This is a genomic window from Pantoea sp. paga, assembly GCF_007558755.1.
Taxonomy (GTDB): Bacteria; Pseudomonadota; Gammaproteobacteria; order Enterobacterales; family Enterobacteriaceae; genus Pantoea; species Pantoea agglomerans.
This window is the reverse complement of record NZ_VLTF01000013.1, coordinates 46,177-67,838: the sequence shown is the minus strand read 5'-3', so window position 1 is coordinate 67,838 and position 21,662 is coordinate 46,177. Positions and strand designations below refer to the sequence as shown.

17 protein-coding genes and 4 pseudogenes are annotated in these 21,662 nt (G+C 46.0%); 8 read left to right on the top strand and 13 right to left on the bottom strand.

Annotated features, from left to right (window positions below):
- Window positions 1–76: 76 nt before the first annotated feature.
- A pseudogene (locus FOV68_RS22740) lies at window positions 77–1,692 on the top strand (Tn3 family transposase).
- A gap of 457 nt (window positions 1,693–2,149) precedes the next feature.
- Here FOV68_RS22740 and FOV68_RS22735 read toward each other — a convergent pair.
- Window positions 2,150–2,821, bottom strand: a complete 672-nt coding sequence (locus FOV68_RS22735; RefSeq protein ID WP_143991627.1) for a class I SAM-dependent methyltransferase — start codon at window positions 2,819–2,821, stop codon at window positions 2,150–2,152.
- Between the two features lie 334 nt (window positions 2,822–3,155).
- Window positions 3,156–4,192: pseudogene (locus FOV68_RS22730) on the bottom strand (IS3 family transposase); the annotation flags it as partial.
- Between the two features lie 772 nt (window positions 4,193–4,964).
- Here FOV68_RS22730 and FOV68_RS22720 point away from each other — a divergent pair.
- Entirely contained in the window at window positions 4,965–5,207 is a 243-nt protein-coding gene (locus tag FOV68_RS22720) for a DNA polymerase III subunit theta (RefSeq protein WP_143991625.1), read from the top strand.
- 63 nt (window positions 5,208–5,270) lie between these two features.
- Here the strand turns inward: FOV68_RS22720 and FOV68_RS22715 are convergent, their stop codons facing one another.
- Both FOV68_RS22715 and FOV68_RS22710 read right to left on the bottom strand, forming a co-directional pair.
- On the bottom strand, window positions 5,271–6,146 hold the full coding sequence (locus FOV68_RS22715) for a RepB family plasmid replication initiator protein (RefSeq protein ID WP_255473748.1): 876 nt from the start codon (window positions 6,144–6,146) through the stop codon (window positions 5,271–5,273).
- Window positions 6,147–6,469: 323 nt separating this feature from the next.
- Window positions 6,470–6,673, bottom strand: a complete 204-nt coding sequence (locus FOV68_RS22710) for an Hha/YmoA family nucleoid-associated regulatory protein (protein ID WP_143991623.1) — start codon at window positions 6,671–6,673, stop codon at window positions 6,470–6,472.
- A gap of 171 nt (window positions 6,674–6,844) precedes the next feature.
- On the opposite strand from FOV68_RS22710, the gene FOV68_RS22705 reads away from it, so the two are divergent.
- The 4 genes and pseudogenes from FOV68_RS22705 (at window position 6,845) to FOV68_RS24475 (ending at window position 9,425) form a co-directional block, all read left to right on the top strand.
- Window positions 6,845–7,363, top strand: coding sequence for a phospholipase D family protein (locus FOV68_RS22705; protein WP_050680624.1), 519 nt, complete (start codon window positions 6,845–6,847; stop codon window positions 7,361–7,363).
- Window positions 7,364–7,400: 37 nt separating this feature from the next.
- Complete coding sequence (locus tag FOV68_RS22700) at window positions 7,401–8,705, top strand: DUF1173 family protein (RefSeq protein ID WP_143991622.1); 1,305 nt, start codon at window positions 7,401–7,403, stop codon at window positions 8,703–8,705.
- 142 nt (window positions 8,706–8,847) lie between these two features.
- Window positions 8,848–9,156, top strand: a pseudogene (locus FOV68_RS24100) (STM2901 family protein); the annotation flags it as partial.
- Window positions 9,157–9,287: 131 nt separating this feature from the next.
- The gene (locus tag FOV68_RS24475; RefSeq protein WP_255473747.1) at window positions 9,288–9,425 is read left to right on the top strand and encodes a hypothetical protein; all 138 of its coding nucleotides are present in this window, start codon (window positions 9,288–9,290) and stop codon (window positions 9,423–9,425) included.
- Window positions 9,426–9,560: 135 nt separating this feature from the next.
- On the opposite strand, the gene FOV68_RS22690 is transcribed toward FOV68_RS24475, so the two are convergent.
- From FOV68_RS22690 to FOV68_RS22660, 7 genes are all read right to left on the bottom strand, one after another.
- Window positions 9,561–10,121 carry a pentapeptide repeat-containing protein gene (locus tag FOV68_RS22690; protein WP_143991621.1) on the bottom strand — a complete coding sequence of 187 codons (561 nt, stop codon included), beginning with the start codon at window positions 10,119–10,121 and terminating at the stop codon, window positions 9,561–9,563.
- Between the two features lie 116 nt (window positions 10,122–10,237).
- Window positions 10,238–10,852, bottom strand: coding sequence for an ATP-binding cassette domain-containing protein (locus FOV68_RS22685; protein WP_255473746.1), 615 nt, complete (start codon window positions 10,850–10,852; stop codon window positions 10,238–10,240).
- Window positions 10,849–11,574 carry a protein mcbE gene (locus FOV68_RS22680; protein WP_143991620.1) on the bottom strand — a complete coding sequence of 242 codons (726 nt, stop codon included), beginning with the start codon at window positions 11,572–11,574 and terminating at the stop codon, window positions 10,849–10,851. The genes FOV68_RS22685 and FOV68_RS22680 overlap by 4 nt, the downstream gene beginning before the upstream one ends.
- A gap of 443 nt (window positions 11,575–12,017) precedes the next feature.
- Window positions 12,018–12,770 (bottom strand): YcaO-like family protein, encoded by a 753-nt coding sequence (locus FOV68_RS24470; RefSeq protein ID WP_255473745.1) that lies wholly within the window; start codon window positions 12,768–12,770, stop codon window positions 12,018–12,020.
- Window positions 12,763–13,569, bottom strand: a complete 807-nt coding sequence (locus tag FOV68_RS22670) for a SagB/ThcOx family dehydrogenase (RefSeq protein WP_143991619.1) — start codon at window positions 13,567–13,569, stop codon at window positions 12,763–12,765. The genes FOV68_RS24470 and FOV68_RS22670 overlap by 8 nt, the downstream gene beginning before the upstream one ends.
- On the bottom strand, window positions 13,570–14,421 hold the full coding sequence (locus FOV68_RS22665; RefSeq protein ID WP_143991618.1) for an McbB family protein: 852 nt from the start codon (window positions 14,419–14,421) through the stop codon (window positions 13,570–13,572).
- 58 nt (window positions 14,422–14,479) lie between these two features.
- Complete coding sequence (locus FOV68_RS22660) at window positions 14,480–14,701, bottom strand: microcin B17 family TOMM (protein ID WP_143991633.1); 222 nt, start codon at window positions 14,699–14,701, stop codon at window positions 14,480–14,482.
- A gap of 412 nt (window positions 14,702–15,113) precedes the next feature.
- Between FOV68_RS22660 and FOV68_RS22655 the strand changes: the two genes are divergently transcribed.
- Window positions 15,114–15,803 (top strand): DUF6710 family protein, encoded by a 690-nt coding sequence (locus FOV68_RS22655; protein ID WP_143991617.1) that lies wholly within the window; start codon window positions 15,114–15,116, stop codon window positions 15,801–15,803.
- A 13-nt stretch (window positions 15,804–15,816) separates the two neighbouring features.
- Here FOV68_RS22655 and FOV68_RS22650 read toward each other — a convergent pair whose 3' ends face one another.
- Together FOV68_RS22650 and FOV68_RS22645 are read right to left on the bottom strand one after the other, a co-directional pair.
- Window positions 15,817–16,452, bottom strand: coding sequence for a hypothetical protein (locus FOV68_RS22650; protein WP_143991616.1), 636 nt, complete (start codon window positions 16,450–16,452; stop codon window positions 15,817–15,819).
- A 24-nt stretch (window positions 16,453–16,476) separates the two neighbouring features.
- Window positions 16,477–17,028 (bottom strand): annotated as a pseudogene (locus FOV68_RS22645) (tyrosine-type recombinase/integrase).
- Window positions 17,029–17,386: 358 nt separating this feature from the next.
- On the opposite strand from FOV68_RS22645, the gene FOV68_RS22640 reads away from it, so the two are divergent.
- Entirely contained in the window at window positions 17,387–21,433 is a 4,047-nt protein-coding gene (locus tag FOV68_RS22640; RefSeq protein ID WP_143991615.1) for a hypothetical protein, read from the top strand.
- Window positions 21,434–21,662 lie beyond the last annotated feature (229 nt).

The window sequence follows — 21,662 nt, the reverse complement described above, 5'->3', positions numbered from 1 at the left end:
CATTACCGGTCCCTGGAAGCGACTCTGCTATGGTAAAGACGGCCATTTATCCCGACAGGGCTATACCCTCTGTGTTATGAACAAGTTACAGGACAGTCTGCGACGACGGGATATTTACGTCGCACGGAGCGAACGCTGGGGAGATCCGCGGGCTAAACTTCTCCAGGGTCAGGACTGGCACACCAACAGAGTGCAGGTGTATCGCTCCCTCGGGCATCCTCTTAACGCCGGAGAGGCTGTCAATGCGCTGACCCGGCAGCTCGATACAGTGTACCGACAGGTTGCCAAAAATTTTGCCGATAATCAGGCCGTTTCGCTGGATTTCACCGGTAAACGCACGAAACTGACCATTGCTCATCTGAACGGGCTGGATGAGCCGCCGGCGCTGAAGTTACTCTCAAAACGTATATCTGAGCTGCTGCCAGTTGTCGATCTGACAGAACTCCTTCTTGAAATTAACGCGCATACCGGATTTGCAGATGAATTTACTCATGCAAGCGAAGCGGGCGCGCGTATGGATGACCTGACCGTCAGTATCTGCGCGGTATTGCTGGCTGAAGCCTGTAATATTGGTATGGAGCCCTTTATTCGCCCCAATATTCCGGCGCTGACCCGTTACCGTCTGAGCTGGACCCGGCAAAATTATCTCAGGGCAGAAACGCTGGTCAAAGCAAACGCCAGACTGGTTGATTATCAGTCTACTCTGCTTCTTGCTCAAAAATGGGGCGGTGGTGAAGTAGCCTCAGCTGACGGTATGCGGTTTATCGCCCCGGTACGAACGGTACATGCCGGTCCTAATCGAAAATATTTTGGTTCCAGCCGGGGGATCACCTGGTACAGCTTTATTTCAGATCAGTATTCCGGATTTCATGGTGTTGTCGTTCCTGGCACGCTAAGGGATTCCATATTTGTACTGGAAGGGCTACTGGAGCAGCAAACCGGGCTAAACCCAACGGAAATAATGACCGATACGGCAGGCTCCAGCGACCTGATTTTGGCCTTTTCTGGTTACTGGGCTATCAGTTTTCTCCGCGCCTGGCTGATGCCGGTGCTTCAGTGTTCTGGCGAGTGGATAAAGATGCCGATTATGGCGTACTGAATGATCTTGCCCGTAACACAGCCAATACGCGGAAGATAGAGCAGCACTGGGATGACATGATACGTATGGCCGGTTCCCTGACGCTGGGAAAAATCCGGGCCTCAGTGGCGATCCGTTCATTGTTGAGTAGCGACCGGCCTTCTGGTCTGACGCAGGCCATTATCGAAGCGGGAAAAATAAACAAGACACTGTATCTGCTTAATTATATTGATGATGAAGATTATCGTCGCCGTATCCTGACCCAACTGAACCGGGGTGAAAGCCGACACGCCGTCGCCAGAGCGATTTGTCATGGACAAAAGGGTGAAATAAGAAAACGTTACCAGAATGGACAGGAAGATCAGCTGGGTGCGCTGGGACTGGTGACCAATGCTGTCGTTCTGTGGAATACCATCTACATGCAGGCTGCACTGGATCATTTGCGCAATGAAGGTGAAACCATCAATGAAGAGGATGAAGCCAGGCTTTCGCCACTGAGGCACGCACATATCAACATGCTGGGGCATTACACATTCACGCTTGCAGAACAGATAACAAAAGGCCAGCTAAGGCCACTGAAACAGGCGGAAGAAACGGATGAATGGCCACTGTGACGGTTATATTAGTGTGGGGCAAGGATGCAGAATTGTACAAAAAACATACTTAGCGTGCGTTTTCGTCCGTTTGGGCTTCAGACCCCAACAAAAAACCGGAGCTGGCAGGACGAAGTGTGGCTGAATCCGGAGCGGGAAACGCTGGCCGCATGAATTAACTGAGGCGACAACTACCTTGACACGCACCGTGGGCGGGCTGCCCGTTCAGCCTGATAAAGGCGCTGAACCTGAGCAGGGCCCGCCCGTACTCACCTGCAAGCTTCGGGCGGGTGCGGCCGGCGGTGGCACAGCTGCAAAACTAGCCGGTGAGCGCTTCGTCATCAGGGTGGGGCGGCGCGCGTGCCGTACGGGTTAATGTTGTTCCACATAGCGGTGTCCCCGCCGTCAGCCGACAGAGCCGGCACCTGCAACAAAGCCACTACTTAATAGTTTAATCTGCCCTTCTTACCCCGGTTTTTTACAGGTCAGCCAGTTTGAGTTCGATCCAATGATGGTCATCGGAACCAAATAATGTGCCGCTGTCACTTTTGACTAAGTGGGGGACTTGTTCAAGCAAATTATCTATGTGTGATGCATCAACTGGTCCTATATATATCCGACCGCCAGGTTTCAGCCAGTGGGCCATTTTCTGTAGGCTTTCTCGTTGTAAATCAGGAGATTCTTTATACGTGAAAATTGACCAAGAAGAAAAGATTCTATCAATTTTTTCCTTATAGTGTTCAGCGTCCAGGTTGGCAATATCTACTCGAAAAACGCCTGGACTGGCTTCCTCCTTGTCAATACCTCGCGTATTTTTAAAACCCAGCCTTTGTAAACCTCGTACGAATTCTCCTTTTCCTGCACCAACGTCAAGGACATGCATGTCCCTGGTCATGTTTTCTAGTATGGAATGTGGATAGATGACGCCAATCAGCTTGTTGACTCCACGACCGGTAACTTCATAGTTTAATTCCTTACCAGGTTCATACTGCGACTGCATGCTTGGTACAGGCGTGCTGCTTTCACCTTCACCGTGTGAAAAAGATGCAAATTGTTGGATATTTCCTTGCTCCCCAAATGGCAGCTGAGGGGAAGAAGGATAGCTAGGACTTGCAGGCGTGTAGCTAGATTTAGATTTTACGCACCCCATATTTTTTAACTCCACCAAAAAGTATTTATATATCTTTAGTGTAAATTAAGGGACGTCAGGTTCCACAAGTCAGTAAAATAGGCTCTTTCGCATTAAGATGTATTCAGGTAAGATGTTGTTTTTTTTATATTTTTACGTATGCATATAGGAAATTGAAATCCTTTCTGCGCTGGAATGGGGTGGTTAAAATTCAATCAGAATTTGAGTTGGATGCCATCTGATATTTCGGCACTCTGCGGGGTGGTGATAATTCAGGCTTATTCCGGTCGTTTTTCAGGCAATATGCAGGCGTCAGGCGGATCTTTGATCTGGCCCAGGCTTGGTGGACACGCCCTTAAGAGAGGACTTGTCGTTCAAATACCATCGGGCTGACATAGCCCAGCGTGCTATGCCGCCGTTTCTGATTGTAATCCACCTCAATGTAGTTAAACACCTCTGATTTCATGTTTTCCCGGTCAGGAAAGTGTTCGCCGTGGATCAGCTCCACCTTCAGGCTGTGAAAAAAACTTTCAGCACACGCGTTATCATAACAGTTGCCTTTCCCACTCATGCTGCATATTAATTTACTGATTTTAATTAACTTCTGATAATCATCAGAACAGTACTGACTGCCACGATCCGAGTGGGCGATGACGCCCTCTGGGGAACCCCGTCGGCTCAGGGCCATCTGCAGGGCATCGCAGACCAGGCCCGACTTCATCCTTACCGACATTGACCATCCCACAACGGCTCGTGAAAATAAATCAATTATTACAGCCAGATAAACCCAGCCCGCGTCCGTCCATAAGTAAGTGATGTCACCGACCCATTTCTGGTTCGGTGCTGATGCTGTGAAATCCTGCTGTAGCAGATTCGGCGCCACCGGACGATTATGCTTCGAATCCGTTGTCACCCTGAATTTTTTTGCCGCTTTCGCCTTCAGCCCCTGCCGGCGCAGGCTTGCAGCAATGGTTTTGCGATTGTAATGATAACCGGCATCCTGCAGGTCCATGCGCAGCCTGCGGGCACCGTTGCGTCCTTTCTGTTCCGTAAAGGCGCTGGCTACCCGGGTATCGCAAATCTCCCGTCTCTGCTGTGAAACCGTTTTCTGCCCACATCGTCGGCTCCAGGCATAAAATCCGCTGCGGCTGACGGCCAGAACACGCGCCATAGACTTAACCCGAAACTCAGCCTGATATTGTTGCATAAAGACGTACCTTACTTCAGGCGTCTGGCGAAGTACGTCGCGGCCTTTTGGAGGATGGCTAACTCCTCAGCCTGATCAGCCAGTTGACGTTTAAGCCTGGCAATTTCAACAGATTGCTGCTGTTCACGTTCGGAGCAGGATAGCGCCATTTGCTGTTTTTTACGCCAGGCATAATTCCGGGATTCCGGTGTCGTTCTGCCAGTGATTAAAAAACGTACTTAGCGTACGTTTTCGTACGATTGGGCTTCAGACCCCAATAATAACATATTTTAGACGTCTGGCCTGGTCCTCGACCCCGTCAGAAATGAGTCTATGCAGGTTGTAGATTACCGGCGATAGATCCGGAAACGTCACACCAGTAGGAGATACCTGGTCTCTGTAGAGGCGTAATAACCCAGTAAGCTGAGCTTCATTTAAAAATGGGCCAGCAAAGGTACCGCTTTTAGTCCGAAAGGCAAGAGTTGGGCTTAGATCACTCATTTCAAAGTTTCCTAAAAAGTATTGGGTTCGTTAAAAAATTTAGTTTATAAATATTTCTTTTATCATTAAGTGCAGCAATTGTAACTTCAAAAACATGTTATATTTTTTCGCCAAGAATAAGCACTGTAATAATTCCACCTAAACGAATCATTCTTCTTTAGATACCCTCTCGTATGTGGATTAAGCTCCCCTGAAGGCGAACTTCCTCTCTTCGCTCATAGCGGGCATTATGTCCATGTCAGCCCATTTTTATGGTAGAAGCTGGTATTTGCTATCACATCTAACCAGACCGTTATCTGCTCCGCTCAGCTTGCTTAACTGTACGATAACGGGTTAAGTAACACCATCTATCACGCAGTAACTTGTTTTATCGGAGGTAGGGCGCCACCTGACTACTGTATCCTGCTTCTGACATCATCAGCCGCCTCCATCCCGGCAGGCGGTATAAACACTATTCCCAGCTCAGGAATTATCCAAATGTCTTACAATCTGGCCAATAAAGAAAAGAGTCAAAGAGAAAGGGTCAGCGTTGAACTTGCTGCTGCAGGAGTGGCTCACAAAGAACGCCTCAACATGCCGGTGATCCCGCATGAGGTCGAACTACAGCAGCCGGCGGCGCTCCGTGAATATTTTCGTGAAAGAGTTGTTCATTACCGGCAGCAATCACAGCTACTACCTAAAGGCACTGATGCTGTTTATCAAAAAGAGGCCAAAGAGTAGTGGCGAAATCCACTATGACGGGTATAGCCCTTCATTTCAGGACTATCCACTGTACCGGGGGTTTCAGAGTTTATTATTCCGTTTAAGGATATTGAGAACATAGTCGCTCCCCTCTTTATCAACAGAGTATTCGAGAAAACCAATATCCTTCAGCTGCTGGAGAGCCTTCTTCACAGTAGCGTTCTGGTTACCCAAGTGTGATGTAAGCTGAAGCCGCTCACGCAACCGGTCAAACCCAATACGATAAAAGGTTGGCGGTAACTCAGCTAGGTAGAGATAGAGTGCCTGTGCAGACTCTTTTCGGGAAAGCTTCTGGAGTGCTTTAAGATACAACCTGGTTTTACCATCTACCCGGTATAGTGTATTGAGCTTAGAGTTTGGTTTGATGATGATTTTGCCGGTGTAGCTGTCGTAGTAAGTCGATTCCACAAGGTGCATGTTGATGGTGATACGATCATCTGTACCGGGTACGCTCTTTACGAAACTAATGTTGGTCCGGGCAATTCGGGTAAGAGACGCATCAAACCTGTCCTTCAGCTGCCTGTCTATGCGCTTTGTTTCGAAACCGCAGTACTTTGCAAAGTCAGCAAAGTTGAGTTCCAGATGATCGTCGTTATCGAGTTTTTTATTCGATAAGGCATAGATAATACCTACCCAGACCTTGAAATCGGTATCCATGTCGAGTCGAGGACCGTAAATCTGAATCTGGTTGTAACCCTCCCCCTCTACAATGGATAGTCGTGACAGTGACTCTGTTGCATCGATACTGTGACTTTTCCTGCCGCCCTTATCCGTTGATTTCAGCGTAGGCACAAAGACACCCAGTCGCAGCAGAACTTTAGGTTGTATTGTCTGACGTAGAGTGGGAAGAAGGTGAATAACTTCACCTGATTCTTTGGATGTTTCCTCGATAATGAGTGATAACTTATTGTTTTCCATTAACAATTCCAAATATCAGAGTGAGTGTATAAAAACTTTATTGTACCCGGTACAGTGGATCAAATCTACCCGCTATAGTGTAGCTTGAACCCTGTATAGTGGATATCACACCCTTCACAGTGGATGTACTTACCCGGTGCAGTGTATTGAAGCAGGCCGAAATCGTTGCTATCAAAGGTCTCAAAGCGATCTTATTCCTTATTGATCTACCATTGATCCTCTAATGATCCTTTTATTTAAACTATCCAGTGGATAAATCGGATGGTAAGGACCTAACCCGGGTCGTCAAGTCAAGGCTCAAAACCCTAATCCAAAACACATATCTATTTAACAAACCTCCATACATATCCAGGTACACGATCAAAAAGTTTACCTGCTGCAAATTCAGCTTTTCGATGATCATAAGCCTGTGTCATGGCAAATCCTTCATCGTCAGGAATTTTGTAGCTTAGATTTTCATAAACAGTTTCAAGGGTTGAAAGCGTATGACAACGTCTGAATTTCATTAGCCAGTCTGTTTTCGTCATATCGTTCCTGTTAATTGTAGAATGAATTTGATTGATAATATCCTTAGTAGACCTTATCCGATTGATGGATTATTTTTTTATGCCTGAAACGAAAAATGGCAGCACTAATAGGATATAGTTATTGTAGTTAATATTAAATAAAACTCTATCTATATAAGGTTACAAACTTTGATGAAATTGGAAAAGTGCTGTTTTCTTTTTTTGGCTTTACCTTTCTTTTCTCACGCTGACGCTGATATCAGTGCTGGGTTTTCCCCCGGGGGAACAGCCCAGGCTTTAATCCTCAGCTTTATCCACTCAGCTGCCGGCTCTGCCGATGTGGCGGCGTACGACTTCACCAGCGAACCGGTTGCAGAAGCGCTCAGTCAGTTGGCTCAAAGTGGAGTAAGCGTAAGGATTGTTGCAGATGAAAAGAAAAGCCATGACCGCTGGTCACTGGTTAACAAACTGGCCTGTTCAGGTATTCAGGTAAGAACAGATGCACAGTACAGCATTATGCATAACAAGTTTATTGTGACAGGTAACAATGCCGTGCAGACGGGATCATTTAATTACACCTCATCTGCTGAGAAACGTAATGCCGAGAATGCGCTGGTTATAAGAGACAATCAAAACCTGACTCAGCAATATCAGAATGAGTTTAATCGCCTCTGGGCTGAATCATCGCCCGTACACTGCAACAATTCATAGTCGAAAGACTTAATATAATCTGCTTAGCGGACTGTATATGACAAAGAAAAAAGTTTATCCGGTTCACTTTTCTGGTCAGCGGGGCCAGCAGGACGCTTCTGAAGCTTTACAACAGAATGAAACATCCATCTGGCAGCGCTGGCTTAAGTACTCCCGGGATAATAAAAAAACCACAGTGGTGACCTGCAGATGTCTGCAGGCAGAAGACGATCCGGTCAGGAGACGGCTGAAGGTTCATTACTCACGGGATACCGAACGCTGCTGGCTATCGTCATACGCCTTTACGGGTAATGAGCATAAACCTGACTGCCGGTTTTATTCGGTGTGGTCTGATGAACGGCAGGCAGAGATTTATCTTGGGGACGCTGTCCGAGCAGCAGCTGATGGCACTATTGTGGTCAGACTGCCCACAGGCCTCCAGAAAAAGGCCCCTTCCGGGGTAAAACCAGCTGAAAACGGCTCAGATGACGAACCGGTAAAACGCAAACGCCGGCCCTCCATGAGCCTGCTGGGGCTTCTGCACCTGCTGTGGGAGCAGTCTGGTATCAATGTCTGGCACCCCGCTTTCGATAAAAAGAAACGCACCCCTGGCTGGGTGAGCTGGCACCTGCAGCAGACGGCTACCCGGATCCGTATCGGTCCCGTGCCGTTGGAAGAATCCCTGTTGCTTATGGCCACAAAGGGCTCTCAGCAGGTTATCACTAACCGGGAACACCTGAGAGCGGCCGAAAAGAACAAAAGACGACTCATTGTCATTTCCGTTCTGGCTGGCTGGAGTGAGACCGGTGAAGCACGACTGAAAACTATGGTGCCGCTGGGGCTGTTTTCTGGCTTTCCTGACCTGGTTCTGCCGGAGGACGTGCGCCTGCGCCTAGAGAGGAGTTTTGGCCGCGAGCTGGGCGACTGGCGCAGGGGAATGAAAGTAGTGGTTATCGCTGAAACGGAGACGCCTGCAACATCGTTCAGGCACATAGACGGGCGCAACCGGCCGTCCAGCAGCAGTACCGTGATCGATGTGGCGCTGATGACGGTAAGTCCACGCTTTATTCCGCTCGATTCAAGCTATGAGGAGGCTGTCGAAGAAAAATTGTGGCAGGAAAAACGTACCTTCATCAAGCCTCTGCGCTACGACGGTGAGGAAGACGTGTTTCCGGATTTTGTGCTCAAAGACGTTCCCGGTGTGGATGCGCTGCCGATGGAAGTGTTCGGCATGAACACGCCTGAGTACCTGCTGCGTAAGCAGGAAAAAACCTCTTATTATGAGGCGGAATATGGGGCCGGGCATTGGTGGTCCTGGAACGCTGCAGAGAAGTCAAATATGCCGGCATTTCCTTCCGTCTGAAACGGGTGTTGTTTACCCGCAGGGAGATGCGGCTGAATTAGCGTATCCTTTCACTGACCGTCAGGTTGTCAGGCCTGAACGCGGGAGGTATTGTTTAAGAAGCGTCAGGACGATAAATGAAGGCAACTTGAGGGAGCTGGCAATGGAAACGACTGAAGAACTCAATAACACCTATTTCTACGCTGGCAGACCGAACCTCACCGCTGGTGAGCTCTTTTTCATGATTTTCTGTGAAGAAGTCGCTGAACAGCTGGGCATCGATGACTTCGGCGCGATCGTGGCCATCCTTTCAGGCCGTAGTGTCCTGAACACACGCACCAAACCGCGCGATGCTATCCAGGGAACGTCCTATGCCTCACGGGCAACTCGTAGGGTGTTCCCTTACGCCAAGTTTCCCTTCGGAATTAAGCTTCCCACCATCATAGGGGGATATATTCCCTTGGACTTGCGTTATGAAGGAATGGTCGAGGAGCGTCTGTAACAGGAAAAGCGCGCGTTCATCAAGCCGCTGCGTTACGACGGTGATGAGGATGTGTTCCCGGACTTGGTGCTGACGGACGCCGCCAGTAAGAAAGCCCTCCGATGGAAGTGTTCGGCATGAACACGCCTGAGTACCTGCTGCGTAAGCAGGAGAAAAACTCTCATTATGAGTCGGAATATGGGCAGGGGCGTTGGTGGTCATGGAATACTGCAGAGAAGACAGTCATGCTTGCTGAATAAATTGCAGCGCAGCGCTATTGTAAAGGATAGGTTTTCACAAGGACGGCAGTCGTTGCCTATGAATTGATAAAAGGCTGACGTCAGAAACGCCAGCAGAAATTAGCATTCAGAGTCATCATAAAAATTAGGTTTGATTCAGGTAATAACTATACCCATTCTCTTCAGAATGAGAGAACCTGCATCCTGAGGTATTTTTACTGATGAAATTTTGTTGATTTCATGATTGAGGTCAAGGCCTTCAGTTAATGAAAAATCACAATTCGACAGGTCACAGCGCCTAAATTCACTATTAATAAACTCTGAACCGGTAAAATCCGATCCCCGAAGATTAGTTTCTTCAAAAAGACAGTCATTAAAACCGCTTAATAGGAATCTCGATTTTTGCAGCCGTAGACCAATAAAATCAATAAATCTCAGCTTACATTTATTAAGTGAAAATGTACAAGGAAACATTATGTCTGAGACATTAACCCCCTGGAGTAAGCAGTTTTCAAACTCACAATCAATAAGCTTGAAAAAATTAAGTTTTATATTTCTAAATGAACAATCTACAAACCGACATTGCTCCAGTTCGCATTCGCGGAAATCAAGAATATCAAGCTGCACTTTTTCAAAAGTGCAGTAGCTGTAGGTCATGCCGGATATTTTCTTTTCAGAAATCTGGCGATTGGATATTTTTTTATTATAGATTTCCATACTTCAGGCTCCAGTCTTCATAATTTCTTTCAAAAAGGCTTTTTCTGGCGTGTTTTCATCGTGGGCTTGCATAAAATTACTCATATCAGAATAGCGATTAACTCCAGATCTAGACATCATATAAAACGGAATTTCGTCCCTGGTAAGTTCGTCAAACATATGAGTAGAAAAAAAACAGTTTTACCCTCATTTGTAATTGTGTGCACCAGATCCCAGAGCATCATTCTGTATTGTATGTCAATACCAACGGTAGGCTCATCCAGCAGGAAAAAACGTGCTTTCTTACAAAGAGTAAGCATCAAAGATATAATAAGCCACCGTTTTTCACCATAACTTACTGTATAAGTTCTTTTATGTTTTATTTTCTCATATCTGATAAAAAACTCATCGTTCCATTTGTTATTCAGCTCAGCCCAAGCCTGCTTTTTTTTCAATTTGTTAAAACAGCAAACAAGATCAAAGACTTCCTCATTATTAAGAGTACCGGAGAGGTTAATAATCTGTGGCAGGCATACCATTTCTTCGCCAGAGAAATGACGCTTGATTGAGCCTTGATAGTTTTTTATCCCTCCCCTGATGATGTTGAAAAGCGTTGTTTTTCCTGCACCATTTTCTCCCAGCAGTCCTATCAGCGTGCCCTGTTCAATCTCAAGAGACAGGTTCCGAAACACTGGTTTCTGACCTTTGTATGAAAAATCAAGGTCTCTGATTTCAATAAGAGGATCTTTCATTGTGAACTCCATACTGGCTCTGTCCGGAATGTTATAGCTGATAGCAGGCTTAGGAAAAACATTATAGCGTAGATGGAAATGGTCAAAAAAGACAAGCTTTTCTCTTCACTTAAAATTATTGAATATACAATGATTGGATTTATCTGGTTAAATAATCCAATAAAGCCATGGTCATATTTCAAAGAAATAATACCAAAAACCATACATACAGTTATGAGCACAGAGTAAATAGTACTTGCTGTCTGGAATGTAATACGGAGTGATGATAGAAACGTCATACATACCATCATAAAGGCATTGATGCATAGAGTCTTAATGACGAGAAGTACTGTAAGATGGTCTGGTTGTGCGTGAAAACCTGCAAAAACCACTCCCACAAAAAAACACACATATACAATGGACATGATGAGAGAGGCTATCAGCTGAGAACGAATAAATAATAAACGACCTGACATATCGTGTACAAAAGTTGCTATAAAACCACTTTCTCTTCTACCCGTTAAATACAGGCAGTAATTGAAAAGAACAACAGAAAAAGAAATATAGCCTAAAAACCACGATATCTGACTTCGGAGCCAAGAGGTATCTCCGGTGTGCATCTCAAGTTCATTAAAATGAAGGAAGAAGAAAAGAACAGTTGGTGACATAATCGTCCAGACTAGGCTGAACGGTGTTCGGATCTGCTCCATAAAGAATATTGCTGACATTTTAAAAGTTGCCACTAGATGTCCTTAAGGAAATGGAACCATTACGGATTCTCTTTGCACAAATCCGCTTCCCGAGCGATATATTTCATTGCTGAGGTTAAGTGAGCCTGAACCATTCATATGAAGAAAAAAATCAGGGCTTAGGATTTTTGTATACCAGACGAGCCCCTCACTGACTCTCTCTCTTGCGTAGTATACAAAAACATTATTAGAAATATTTTCAAGATAAGAGTAAATGTTTTCATTTATAGTGCAGGAATCGATATTTGACACTATTTCTGAACTATGTAGTGCAGTTTTTTCACAAAGGTCCATATAAGTTTCATATGTGTTGCATGATACAAAATGGCGTTGATAGCTGTCGATAATATCGGCATCAGTATAGCCTCCAGTTAAAAAATTGTGAAGGCATATATATGATTGCCATAACTCAGTAACAGATTTACATATGGCTTTATTCAGGCTTTCTGAATAAGATAATCCGGTGCTGTATTTAATCTTATTTTTTCATTTTTGGTACCATACAAAGTCAATACTGCGTGTCCGGGGGCTCCCGGAAGGGTTATGTCGAAAATCCTTATTTCGCCCTCAGATCTGAGGGAAAATAAAACTTCATCAACAAAGCCTACTCCAGTAACTAAATCCTGAGAAATCTCAAAGTTTGCTGCTCCTTTAAGCCAGTAAAGTAGTAGTGACTGTCTCTCCATAAACTCATAAAGTGCACCTTCTATCGCACTCTCCAGGTTACCGTGAAAACTACAGCCACAGGTATCCCTGTCTGGATAGAATTTCAAGTCCGGTGCGGCCGTTATATTATCCAGAGCGACCAGAACCGCAGGTATCTCTACCTTCTCCAGATTGAACAGGTTATAGGCGCGGACAGTTTTGAATTGGTGAGTTTTTACCATGGCTTCACTGTGTGAAGATGTCTGCATTAAAGCTTTTGTAAACGCTTCAGCGGCTTTAGCCGGCATCATTTCACTAAGTGATTTTTCTGGACCCGCGACAATTTCATTAAAGAAGTGGCGCCGCTCAAAGTATTCTCCTATAGCTCCCTGTATAGATTTCAGGGTCTCACCAGCAGCACTGGCTGGAGTGATACGCTCATAATCCCAGACTTGTGAAAAAGCGGGCATATGTCGATTCAGCTTAGGGCTTATCACCATCGAGGCAGGCCAGGCGGACATAAGATTACTGTAAATATTAATCATTACCGACGTCTCCGAAAAACTGAATAATGACTGGCGCTGCTGTCCTTGAGTCTATGTTCATGGTCTTCGCCACATAAGAATCAGTGAAGCCAGCCCAGACGCGGTTTCTGAGACCAATTTGGTCGGCGATCAATCCGGCATTTTGATACATAGACCCTGCCTCCATTAATGCCATGCGATAACCTCTGTACCTGTATTTGAACAACGATTTTTCAAAAATGATGCAGTACACTAAGGCAAAATGTGGTCGCCCTAGGCGCTCAGCATCTCCTCCTGAAAGGCACCGATACAGCTCTTCGATATCACCGATTGCAACTGGCTCTACAGCCCTGCTTAGAGGAAGATAGTGATAAACGTTATTACCAGATCGCCAGTTCTCAGTATTTTCTGACAGACGGCATAAGAAAATCTCAACAGGATACTGGGCACCCCCAGAGGGATAGGGCCGCCTTACCGAAGCAGGATCAGGAGAGCTGAATGCATTGACGAGGAGTTTCTCGATAGAGTTAAGCTCAAGTTTTTTATCGTCGCAGAAAGAAATTCCTGATGGCTGCCTCTCGTAACCAAAATGAGCTTTCTCTGAAATTTTTTCAGATGAATTAAAACCTGGCCTAAAAAGAATCTCTTTATTTTCAAATTTATCAAGCCGGGAAACAGGAACTGCGGATACAAAAGTCCGTTCTGCCAATTCAGGCAATGATGCAAAATTTCCTTTAACGTGGAAGCTTTTTACATCGTCCAGAACCTCGGGATCTACATAATGTGTGACTTCAAGTAGAGAAAGTTCGTGCTTAGACATTTATCTCTCCACGCATCCACATGCTTGCCAGTGAATTACAGGCTCTTTATTCAAAACACAAGTAATGAGGTCTGTGCTTACAGATGACATAAAAGTGTCCACATGGCTGGTGATGAGCGGGATCCCAATCAGCTCTTGTAGGCGGCGTTTAATCAAATGCTGGCTGAACCCTCTTTCTGAATTGCTCAGAGCCAAAGCAGGCAGAGCTATCTGATGACTTCGGAGTAGCTGAAGCAGATTAGCCCAGGACATTTCGTTTCGACGGAAGCTTTTTTCTTCCCTGTTCAGCCATCTTTCGATGTGGCAGAAATGGCAGGGCGTACCCAGCACGGGTGAGTACACACCATCTATTCGGAAAGATTCTTTTAGATAATAGCTTTGTATAAACCCTGCTCCTGTCTTTTTTTCAAATTTGGAATATAAAGATTTTATTATTTCAGGTTGATAGTTTTCAAAATGCATCCAGAGCAACGTATTAGCAGGTAACTCAAATTCAAGCTGGTCAGACTCCCTTACGTCGTGAATGTTAATGCCGTCAGCTATCCACTGTTCCTTTACGCCGTCAAAAACATGTGCTGCATCACTTACAATTAAAGCACTTTCCCAGAGGGCTGAATTTTTTGTCTGGTTTACTACTCCGGTAGTAACAAGAAAATCTTTACCCTTTTCTTCTTCAATGTTTTCACTTGCCAACAGATTAAGTAAATAAGATTCTGAAATTATACCCCTGTTTACGCTTGGTTTTAATATCCGTTTCATTCCTTCATGTGCAACATCGACGGATGATAGGTAAGTTATCAACAGACTTTTATTCTTTCTGGAAATTATTTCAAAAGGCAGAACGTTCAGCATAATCATCCCTTTTTTAAAACAGGGAGCCACTGGCCCCCTGCACGGTTACTTCAGCTCATTAGATATGCGATCCGCTTCCGCCGCTGCCACCGTTTCCACCACTGCAGCCATTACCACCTGAACCGCCACAGCCTCCGCCCTGCCCACCTGAACTGCCACCGCCACCGCCACCACCGCCTCCACTTCCGCCGCCAATACCCACACCTAATGGGGACTGACGCGACATTTTAAGAGTGTCAACGGACAGCACTACACCAAACTCATTAGCTTTTAATTCCATAACAACTCCTGTAATGAAAATTAATGATTGGGTCATAACAACTGCGTTGGCCAACAGTATTTTTTTGCCGTAAGTAATTAAATTTATCAATGTTAAGATTTTGTAATCTTGAATGTTGATTATTTTATATATCTTTATTATCAATAGGTTATTTGTATTTTGTAGGTTTTGTTTGTATTCAATAGTTACAAATAGCTTTAATTTGAATTGTTTTTTTGCCTTAAATGATTTTTTTTCAGACACTTTTCAGCTATGTTATTTATTAGTTTGGCTGGGTAAAAACAAGAGCGAGGTCACAGGAGTTGCTAAATTGCGGTGACCTGCACCTTGTTGATTAACACACCGCGATGTTAGTAACGCCTTCATAAGCAACATGAGGATATGTAATACACCTGCATGACATTGATTTCGAATGAAATGGTTCCGAGAAAAACTGAAACTCTGTCAGCCCAATGTACCGGGTGACAGTGTCAAAGGTTCGGACAGCGAAGCCAGCCTTAACCCGGACAAGATCAGGTTTGATCATGTGCTTTCACTCGCGGCATCCCTGCCCTCAGCTGCGCGCCACAATCTTCTTCATGCCCTGGTGAGGCCCATACAGTCTGATTACCTTCTGGCGGTAGCGGCGGATGGTCAGGATGCGCGTCCGACCCTAGATGAGAGGCAGTTCTTTTTTCAGAGTTTGTTTGATTACATCAGTTTTGAGCAGCTGAGCCATCAGAAACTGATGCCTGAAGAATACCCACTGTCGCTGGCTACCGACATGGTTCTGCCGTGGCCGTGGAGCATGAACAGCTATAAGGGGTGCCTGAGTATAGGGAGTCGGCAGGGAAATCCCTGGCATTTTGACGATTCAAATCACGTTGTTGTGCTGTGGCTTCCCTGGCGTATTGGCTTCGTAAAGGGAGGAAATCACTCGCTGGCCGCAGGCATCCTGGCAGGTGAAGGGACACTGTTGCCCGACCGGGTTTTTGACATGCAGGAGCTGCTTCGTCGCGTATCCACGGATGGTGTGTGGTGGTATGCCGATGAGAGTCATCTTGAGAAAGTGCGTGACTGGCGTACAGCTGCATTATTTGAGCTGGGAAGGCTGATCAACTGACCAGCCTGATGTGTCAGTTTGTCTCTGCTGATGACGCATTATATGCGCTGATATAGGTTTCCATCTCCTTAGTAGGTGGCGGAGCCATCGGAGACGTCATGACAAGCCATGGCAGATACCATACGAGCATATTGAGAGACAATATGATTACCAGCTTGTCAAAACCATAAATCTGTATGAATACGTGGCACATAAATCCGAGATATAGCGTGCTGAACGGCAGATTGATGAATAAAAAAAAGCGCCAAACATACCGGTACAACCGGCCTGCAAAAACAATGACGCCATTTTTTTCCGACAGATAGGTACGCCAGCGGGTAAAGTAGCGGGACGGAAGATTATGGCGAAGGCAGATGCGGGTTAGTTTTTCCTGAAGGTGCGGATCCGAAAAGCCGGTCAGCTTTCTTCGCGACATCTGATTGAGCTCCGCCCGGGCCAGATTACGAGTTTCACGCGAAAGATAAGGCTGAGAGAGCATCTTTTCCAGGTGCTGGCGTCTTCTGTTGAAAAATGCCCTGAAGAGGCCGGCGGCTTCATACCGGCTCAGCCAGTCAAAAACCAGATTGATGATACGGTACAGAACAAAAGCAACCACTACCGGCCAACCTTGCTGTAGGAACAGCTCGATAAAATCCTTAGCCCCTGTCACTGATTAATCTCCCTCTAATTAATTTTAACGTCCGGGCGGCAATGATCGCAGCACGGCGGCCGCTTCCGCACCCTCCCCGCTGAACGGCACCGCCAGCGTCGCCGCCACATCCAGCGCAACACCCGCGTATACACCTCTATTGATCGCGCATCCTTGTGCCCGGCAAGCGCCTGAATCACCTTGGGCGGCTGCCGGTGGTAGAGCATATGCATGATGTAAGAATGCCGGAAAGTATGCGGTGTCACCGGGATGGAGAAATGCACACCGTCGTCATTTGCCCGCTTCACGGCGGCCTTAAGCCAGTTGCGCATCGTCTCGTCGGTGGCCGACCAGAGTGGCTCACGGCGCTTCGGTCGTTCCGTGGCCAGCCAGCTCCTGACTTGATGCACGTAGCCGGCGTCGGTGAGCGGCACCAGACGCACCGCATCTTTCGGCGGGCGCAAGTAAATAAAAAGAGGTGACACCGTTGGCCGTGGCCATCCGCCGCAGCGCCACGGCGGTGGCAAAATCGGCACCGGGGGCAAAGGCGAGCGCGGTGACGCGTTCTGATGAATTCTGCAGTACCGGAGGGTTCATTATCATCTAATTTTCACCTAGCGCGATCTGTGTGTTTATCCGGCTATTTTCCCGCAGCGGGACGGCGGAAGCCAGCGCAATAAATCGCGCAATTTGGATCCATAATTTGGTTTTACCCGCAGATTAGTCCCTTATCCAAAGTCCGTAAAGGATGTTTTTTCACTGCAAAAGCGGCCCGATCCGCATGGTGCAAGGCTTCCGCCCCCGATCCGCGCATTTGGTATAATCCGTGTAAACCCAAAGAGCAGTGTTGTAGTCACAAATCATCCTCTGTGTATAAGGTTTAACTGGTGCACTTCTGAGGTCTGCCCTACGATGGAAAGATAAAATCAGACATTGCCTGCCGGGGAATAGAAACATGCTTCTTGATCGTCGCGTCATGGTTGAAAAAGTTTCAGGTATAATCAGTAATATAAAAGAAGGTGACGCCGCACCATTTTCAGCATTTGAAATGGTGCGGAATATTATTATCTTGGGCGATCCGGGGGCGGGTAAAACTGAATTACTGAAAAGCCGGAAGGAAATTCATGGGGGAATATTCGCTAAAGCTGCGAATTTTTTGAATCGTCCATATAAATGCGAAAATGAAAATTATTATATTGATGCGCTGGATGAAAGAAGAACTAGTACAAATAAACGTGCGATGACGGATGATATAACAAGGAAATTATTTGATGTTCGGCCGGATAAATTTCGGCTGTCCAGTCGTAAACAGGACTGGCTCGGCGACGCCGATTTGGAAGTATTCCGTGATTATTTCGATGAAAATGGCGGATACATCGTTGTCACCCTTCTCCCCCTGGCTGAGGAAGAATTGATTTCTGTCCTCAGGACTAAAAATATTGAATTCCCGGAAGAGTTTATTAAGCAGGCAAAAGCAAAGAAACTGGATGGTCTGCTACAGAATCCTCAGAACGTAATCATGCTTGCCCGGGCCGTTAGCGGTGGTGACTGGCCTTCTACCCGTCGGGACATATTTACCAAGGCGACACAATCTCTCCTCAGTGAACACAACACCGATAAAGCCATTTCCTGTGATGCTAACTTTACGGCAGAAGAGCTGCGTGATACTGCTGGTGAACTCTGTGCGCTCAGGCTCATTGCCGATTTGCCGGGCTACCGCCTGCATGATCACGGGAGCACTGAATATGACGGCCTGTTCTACCGGGAAATCAGATCAGAAAGGCAGGAGCTGATAAGAGTAGCCCTGCAACGACCGGTGTTCCGGGGTTCGGATGAAAAAGAGTGCCTGGACACCGTCCATCGCACCATTGCTGAATTCATGGCTGGCCAGTGGCTGGCTTACCGAATCGACACGGATTTGTCGCCTGCACGACTTGATGCGTTGATCGGACGCGAAGGCTTTCCTGTAACCGCACTGCGTGGACTGTATGCCTGGTTGCCGGTATTCAGCCGTAACCATAGTGACCGCTATCTCCGGGCCGATCCTCTGGGGGTGCTGACTAACGGTGACGTCTTTTCATTGTCTGTCACCAGTAAGCGAACTCTGCTGAAGAGTCTTTCTGACTATGCAGACCGCACCCCCTGGTTCGATACATGGGGCGAGCCTGCAGAACAGTTAAAAGCACTGGGTATTCCAGAGTTGAAAGTGGATATCCTGGCTTTGCTAGAAAGCGAAAAAGTTAGTGATGATATGCGCATGGCACTGCTGCGTATGATATCAACTGATCTTGCACGGGATGAAGATATCAGAAAGCTGTGCCGTGCGCTTTTTCTGAATGTTGACGTTAATTATCAGGAGGCAGAAGAAGCACTTAATGTGTTGTGTACCGACTGGCAGAATAACCGTCAGTGGATGATTGATTTCATACAACAGGAAGGAAAAACGTCAGGAAGACTCAGGCTAAAGTCCCGGATCATTTCTCTCATGCCTGAAGAAGACTTCAATCCTCATGATATGGCAAACTTACTAATAAACAGTCTTACTTTCTCAGAGCTAATACCCTTAGGTACATTTTATAATCTTGAAAATAGATTAAATAACAAACATGCGTTAGAAATACTAAAGCTTATTGCAGCATCGCTCCCTAATAAACATTCTAGTTGGAGGAATGCTACTCAAATTTCTTATAGCGTGATATCTATGGTTTGTATTTTACTGAGAGATGATGGTTCCAGTAATGAGGGTGATTTGATTCTCTGTCTTGATGTGATTGAATGGTTTTCACATTCTAACAGCTATTTTGATGATGACAAAGAAAGATTATTAAATATGATTAAACCATACAAGCTCAGAATATTAGATTGGGCATGCAAGGAAGTTAGTATTAATAGTGATCATAAAACTAACTTTATTACCTTCGCGAATGGACTTCATCATAAAAGCAGAGGGCTGGTATCTTATAGGGAAATTATCTCTCTCTTAGCTAATGTTGTCGATTCAGGCTCCGTAGCGGGGACAGTCAGAGAAAATGCTTACATTGCTGCCCTATCACTCGCTGTTAGAGGTGATAATGTGTATGAAAAGGAATTGGGAATATTAATGCAAATAGCGGATAATGATAAGGGGCTATTAAAACTGCAGGAGACGACTTTATTTACTCCTATAGGTAACCTTAATTTTGAAGTGGCAAAGCAAAGAAAAAAACAGTCAGAAGAAAAACAAAATCACATTGATCATTTAAATGACATATGCAAAGAAACAGCATTATTAAATAATGAAGAAATGAGGAGTGATCTCTTACATACAGCATCAAGAATTTACTGGGGGCAGAGTCTATATGTACGTAATCTGGACTGCCCTTCAGAAAGACTCAGTCTTATATTTTCACCACAGAATATTGCGTATATTAAAAAAGAATGGGAGCGACTGCTTAGTAGCGAGCAATACCCCGATTTTAAAGAGGTAGCTGAAGTGTTGTTGAATAAACTCAGTTATCCGAATGGCCTGTGCTTACTAACTGCGGCTGAAATTTACTTCCATGGAAAAAGGACATTTCATCATTTAAGTGACAATGTCATTCGTGTGCTGCTGGTTCTGGAGCTGTCCGAACAAGTGATGAGCTCAGCCAAAAATGGTAAGGAATGGAGAGGTTACGCATTCCCTTGGCTAAGGTGGATAAAAGACCATAAAATAACCCTTATCGCAGATACTCTAATCAGCTTTCTTTCCTGCATCGAGCTTAATAACCCATCATATCACTTGAAGCAGTCAGTAGTCAGGCGGTTAATTTCTCAGGAATATTCTGCTGTATGGATTCAGGCATTAAAAATACTCAAGAAAGACGTTGAAAACAGTATTGATATTGTATGTGCCGCATTGAAAAACCCTGATAACCATGCAGCTTTAAAAAAATTGAAGTGTGAAGTTATAGATGGAGGGGTTTCTTTGCCAGATGAAATAATCGATATGTGGAATGCTATTTCTTTTCTTATCGGTAATATCGAGGACGGGGAGGCCTTACTTCGGTCACTTTCATATAAAACCGAACCAGCCTTCTATTTGCGTGACATGGCCGGGCTGGGAAAATATGGCGAACAACAGACAGTCAGCCTGTTACCTGAACAAAGTGAAAAATTAATATCGGCCCTGATCCCGTCGTTTCCGGAGCGGGAGAAAATTGTTTATGATGTTGTGATAACCGAGCGCTCGCGCAAAGACGACGGTGTTCAGCTTATCTCACGCCTGATTTCAGTTCTGGCGGCCGACCCCTCTGCAAATGCTTCCCAGTGTCTGGCCCGCCTGGCTGAGGCGCATTGTAAAAGCTCTTACAGGGATGATTTACGTCAGGCCTGTCAGAGCCAGATAAAACGTCGCCGGGACGCTGAATACACGCAGCCCTCCTGGCGGGATGTAAAGGCAACACTTCAAAACCAACAGCCAGCCAATGCGGCCGATCTCCATGCCTTACTTTGTGAGCACATTTCCCATGCTGCCATGGAAATCCGGCATGCTAACACGGATATTTGGAAGTTTTTCTGGAATGAAGGCAGTTACGGTGCTGTTGATACTCCTAGGAGTGAAAACAGCGGCACTGACACACTGATAACCCTGCTCACTCCCCGTCTTCAAGCTCTCAATGTCCGACTAGAGCCGGAGATGCATATGGCCCGTGACAAGCGCGCTGATATCGGCGCGAGCTTCGCTGACCACTTGAAAATCCTCATTGAAGTAAAGCGTCACTATCATTCTGAGGTCTGGACTGCAGCGGAAAATCAGCTTCAGAAGCTATACGCTCCGGATCCACAGTCAGACGGATACGGTATTCTTCTTGTGTTCTGGTTTGGCGAGAAATGCAAAACGCCGATGCCACTGCATCCACTCAAGCGCATCCGGCCAGGTACTGCCTTCGAAATGGAGAGGTGGCTCAACGACGCTATCGCGCCTGAAGTGCGGCCCAGGATAAAGTGTTTTGTTCTGGACGTGTCAGAGGTCAGTAATTAGTGACAATTATGTATACTCAAATGGCAGGGATTGGCTACAGCATTGAAGTGGCAGTCTCCGTGACCACTCTTAATATCTTCAAGAAGATGATTTCAGGAACGTCTGTCACTCATGGCTCGCGTATTGACCGCCCTGATCAGAGTTAACCTGTACCTGGCTTTGATGACAGCCGCTTGAATGCCGGCAGAACATGAATGCATATAAACGATCATTTATTTAAAAAGGCACG

Excerpts from the sequence above, each read along its gene's own strand:
- FOV68_RS22735 (WP_143991627.1), bottom strand. The coding sequence starts at position 2,821 with ATGGGGTGCGTAAAATCTAAATCTAGCTACACGCCTGCAAGTCCTAGC.
- FOV68_RS22720 (WP_143991625.1), top strand. The coding sequence starts at position 4,965 with ATGTCTTACAATCTGGCCAATAAAGAAAAGAGTCAAAGAGAAAGGGTC.
- FOV68_RS22715 (WP_255473748.1), bottom strand. The coding sequence starts at position 6,146 with ATGGAAAACAATAAGTTATCACTCATTATCGAGGAAACATCCAAAGAA.
- FOV68_RS22710 (WP_143991623.1), bottom strand. The coding sequence starts at position 6,673 with ATGACGAAAACAGACTGGCTAATGAAATTCAGACGTTGTCATACGCTT.
- FOV68_RS22705 (WP_050680624.1), top strand. The coding sequence starts at position 6,845 with ATGAAATTGGAAAAGTGCTGTTTTCTTTTTTTGGCTTTACCTTTCTTT.
- FOV68_RS22700 (WP_143991622.1), top strand. The coding sequence starts at position 7,401 with ATGACAAAGAAAAAAGTTTATCCGGTTCACTTTTCTGGTCAGCGGGGC.
- FOV68_RS24475 (WP_255473747.1), top strand. The coding sequence starts at position 9,288 with ATGGAAGTGTTCGGCATGAACACGCCTGAGTACCTGCTGCGTAAGCAG.
- FOV68_RS22690 (WP_143991621.1), bottom strand. The coding sequence starts at position 10,121 with ATGGAAATCTATAATAAAAAAATATCCAATCGCCAGATTTCTGAAAAG.
- FOV68_RS22685 (WP_255473746.1), bottom strand. The coding sequence starts at position 10,852 with ATGAAAGATCCTCTTATTGAAATCAGAGACCTTGATTTTTCATACAAA.
- FOV68_RS24470 (WP_255473745.1), bottom strand. The coding sequence starts at position 12,770 with ATGATTAATATTTACAGTAATCTTATGTCCGCCTGGCCTGCCTCGATG.
- FOV68_RS22670 (WP_143991619.1), bottom strand. The coding sequence starts at position 13,569 with ATGTCTAAGCACGAACTTTCTCTACTTGAAGTCACACATTATGTAGAT.
- FOV68_RS22665 (WP_143991618.1), bottom strand. The coding sequence starts at position 14,421 with ATGCTGAACGTTCTGCCTTTTGAAATAATTTCCAGAAAGAATAAAAGT.
- FOV68_RS22660 (WP_143991633.1), bottom strand. The coding sequence starts at position 14,701 with ATGGAATTAAAAGCTAATGAGTTTGGTGTAGTGCTGTCCGTTGACACT.
- FOV68_RS22655 (WP_143991617.1), top strand. The coding sequence starts at position 15,114 with ATGAAATGGTTCCGAGAAAAACTGAAACTCTGTCAGCCCAATGTACCG.
- FOV68_RS22640 (WP_143991615.1), top strand. The coding sequence starts at position 17,387 with ATGCTTCTTGATCGTCGCGTCATGGTTGAAAAAGTTTCAGGTATAATC.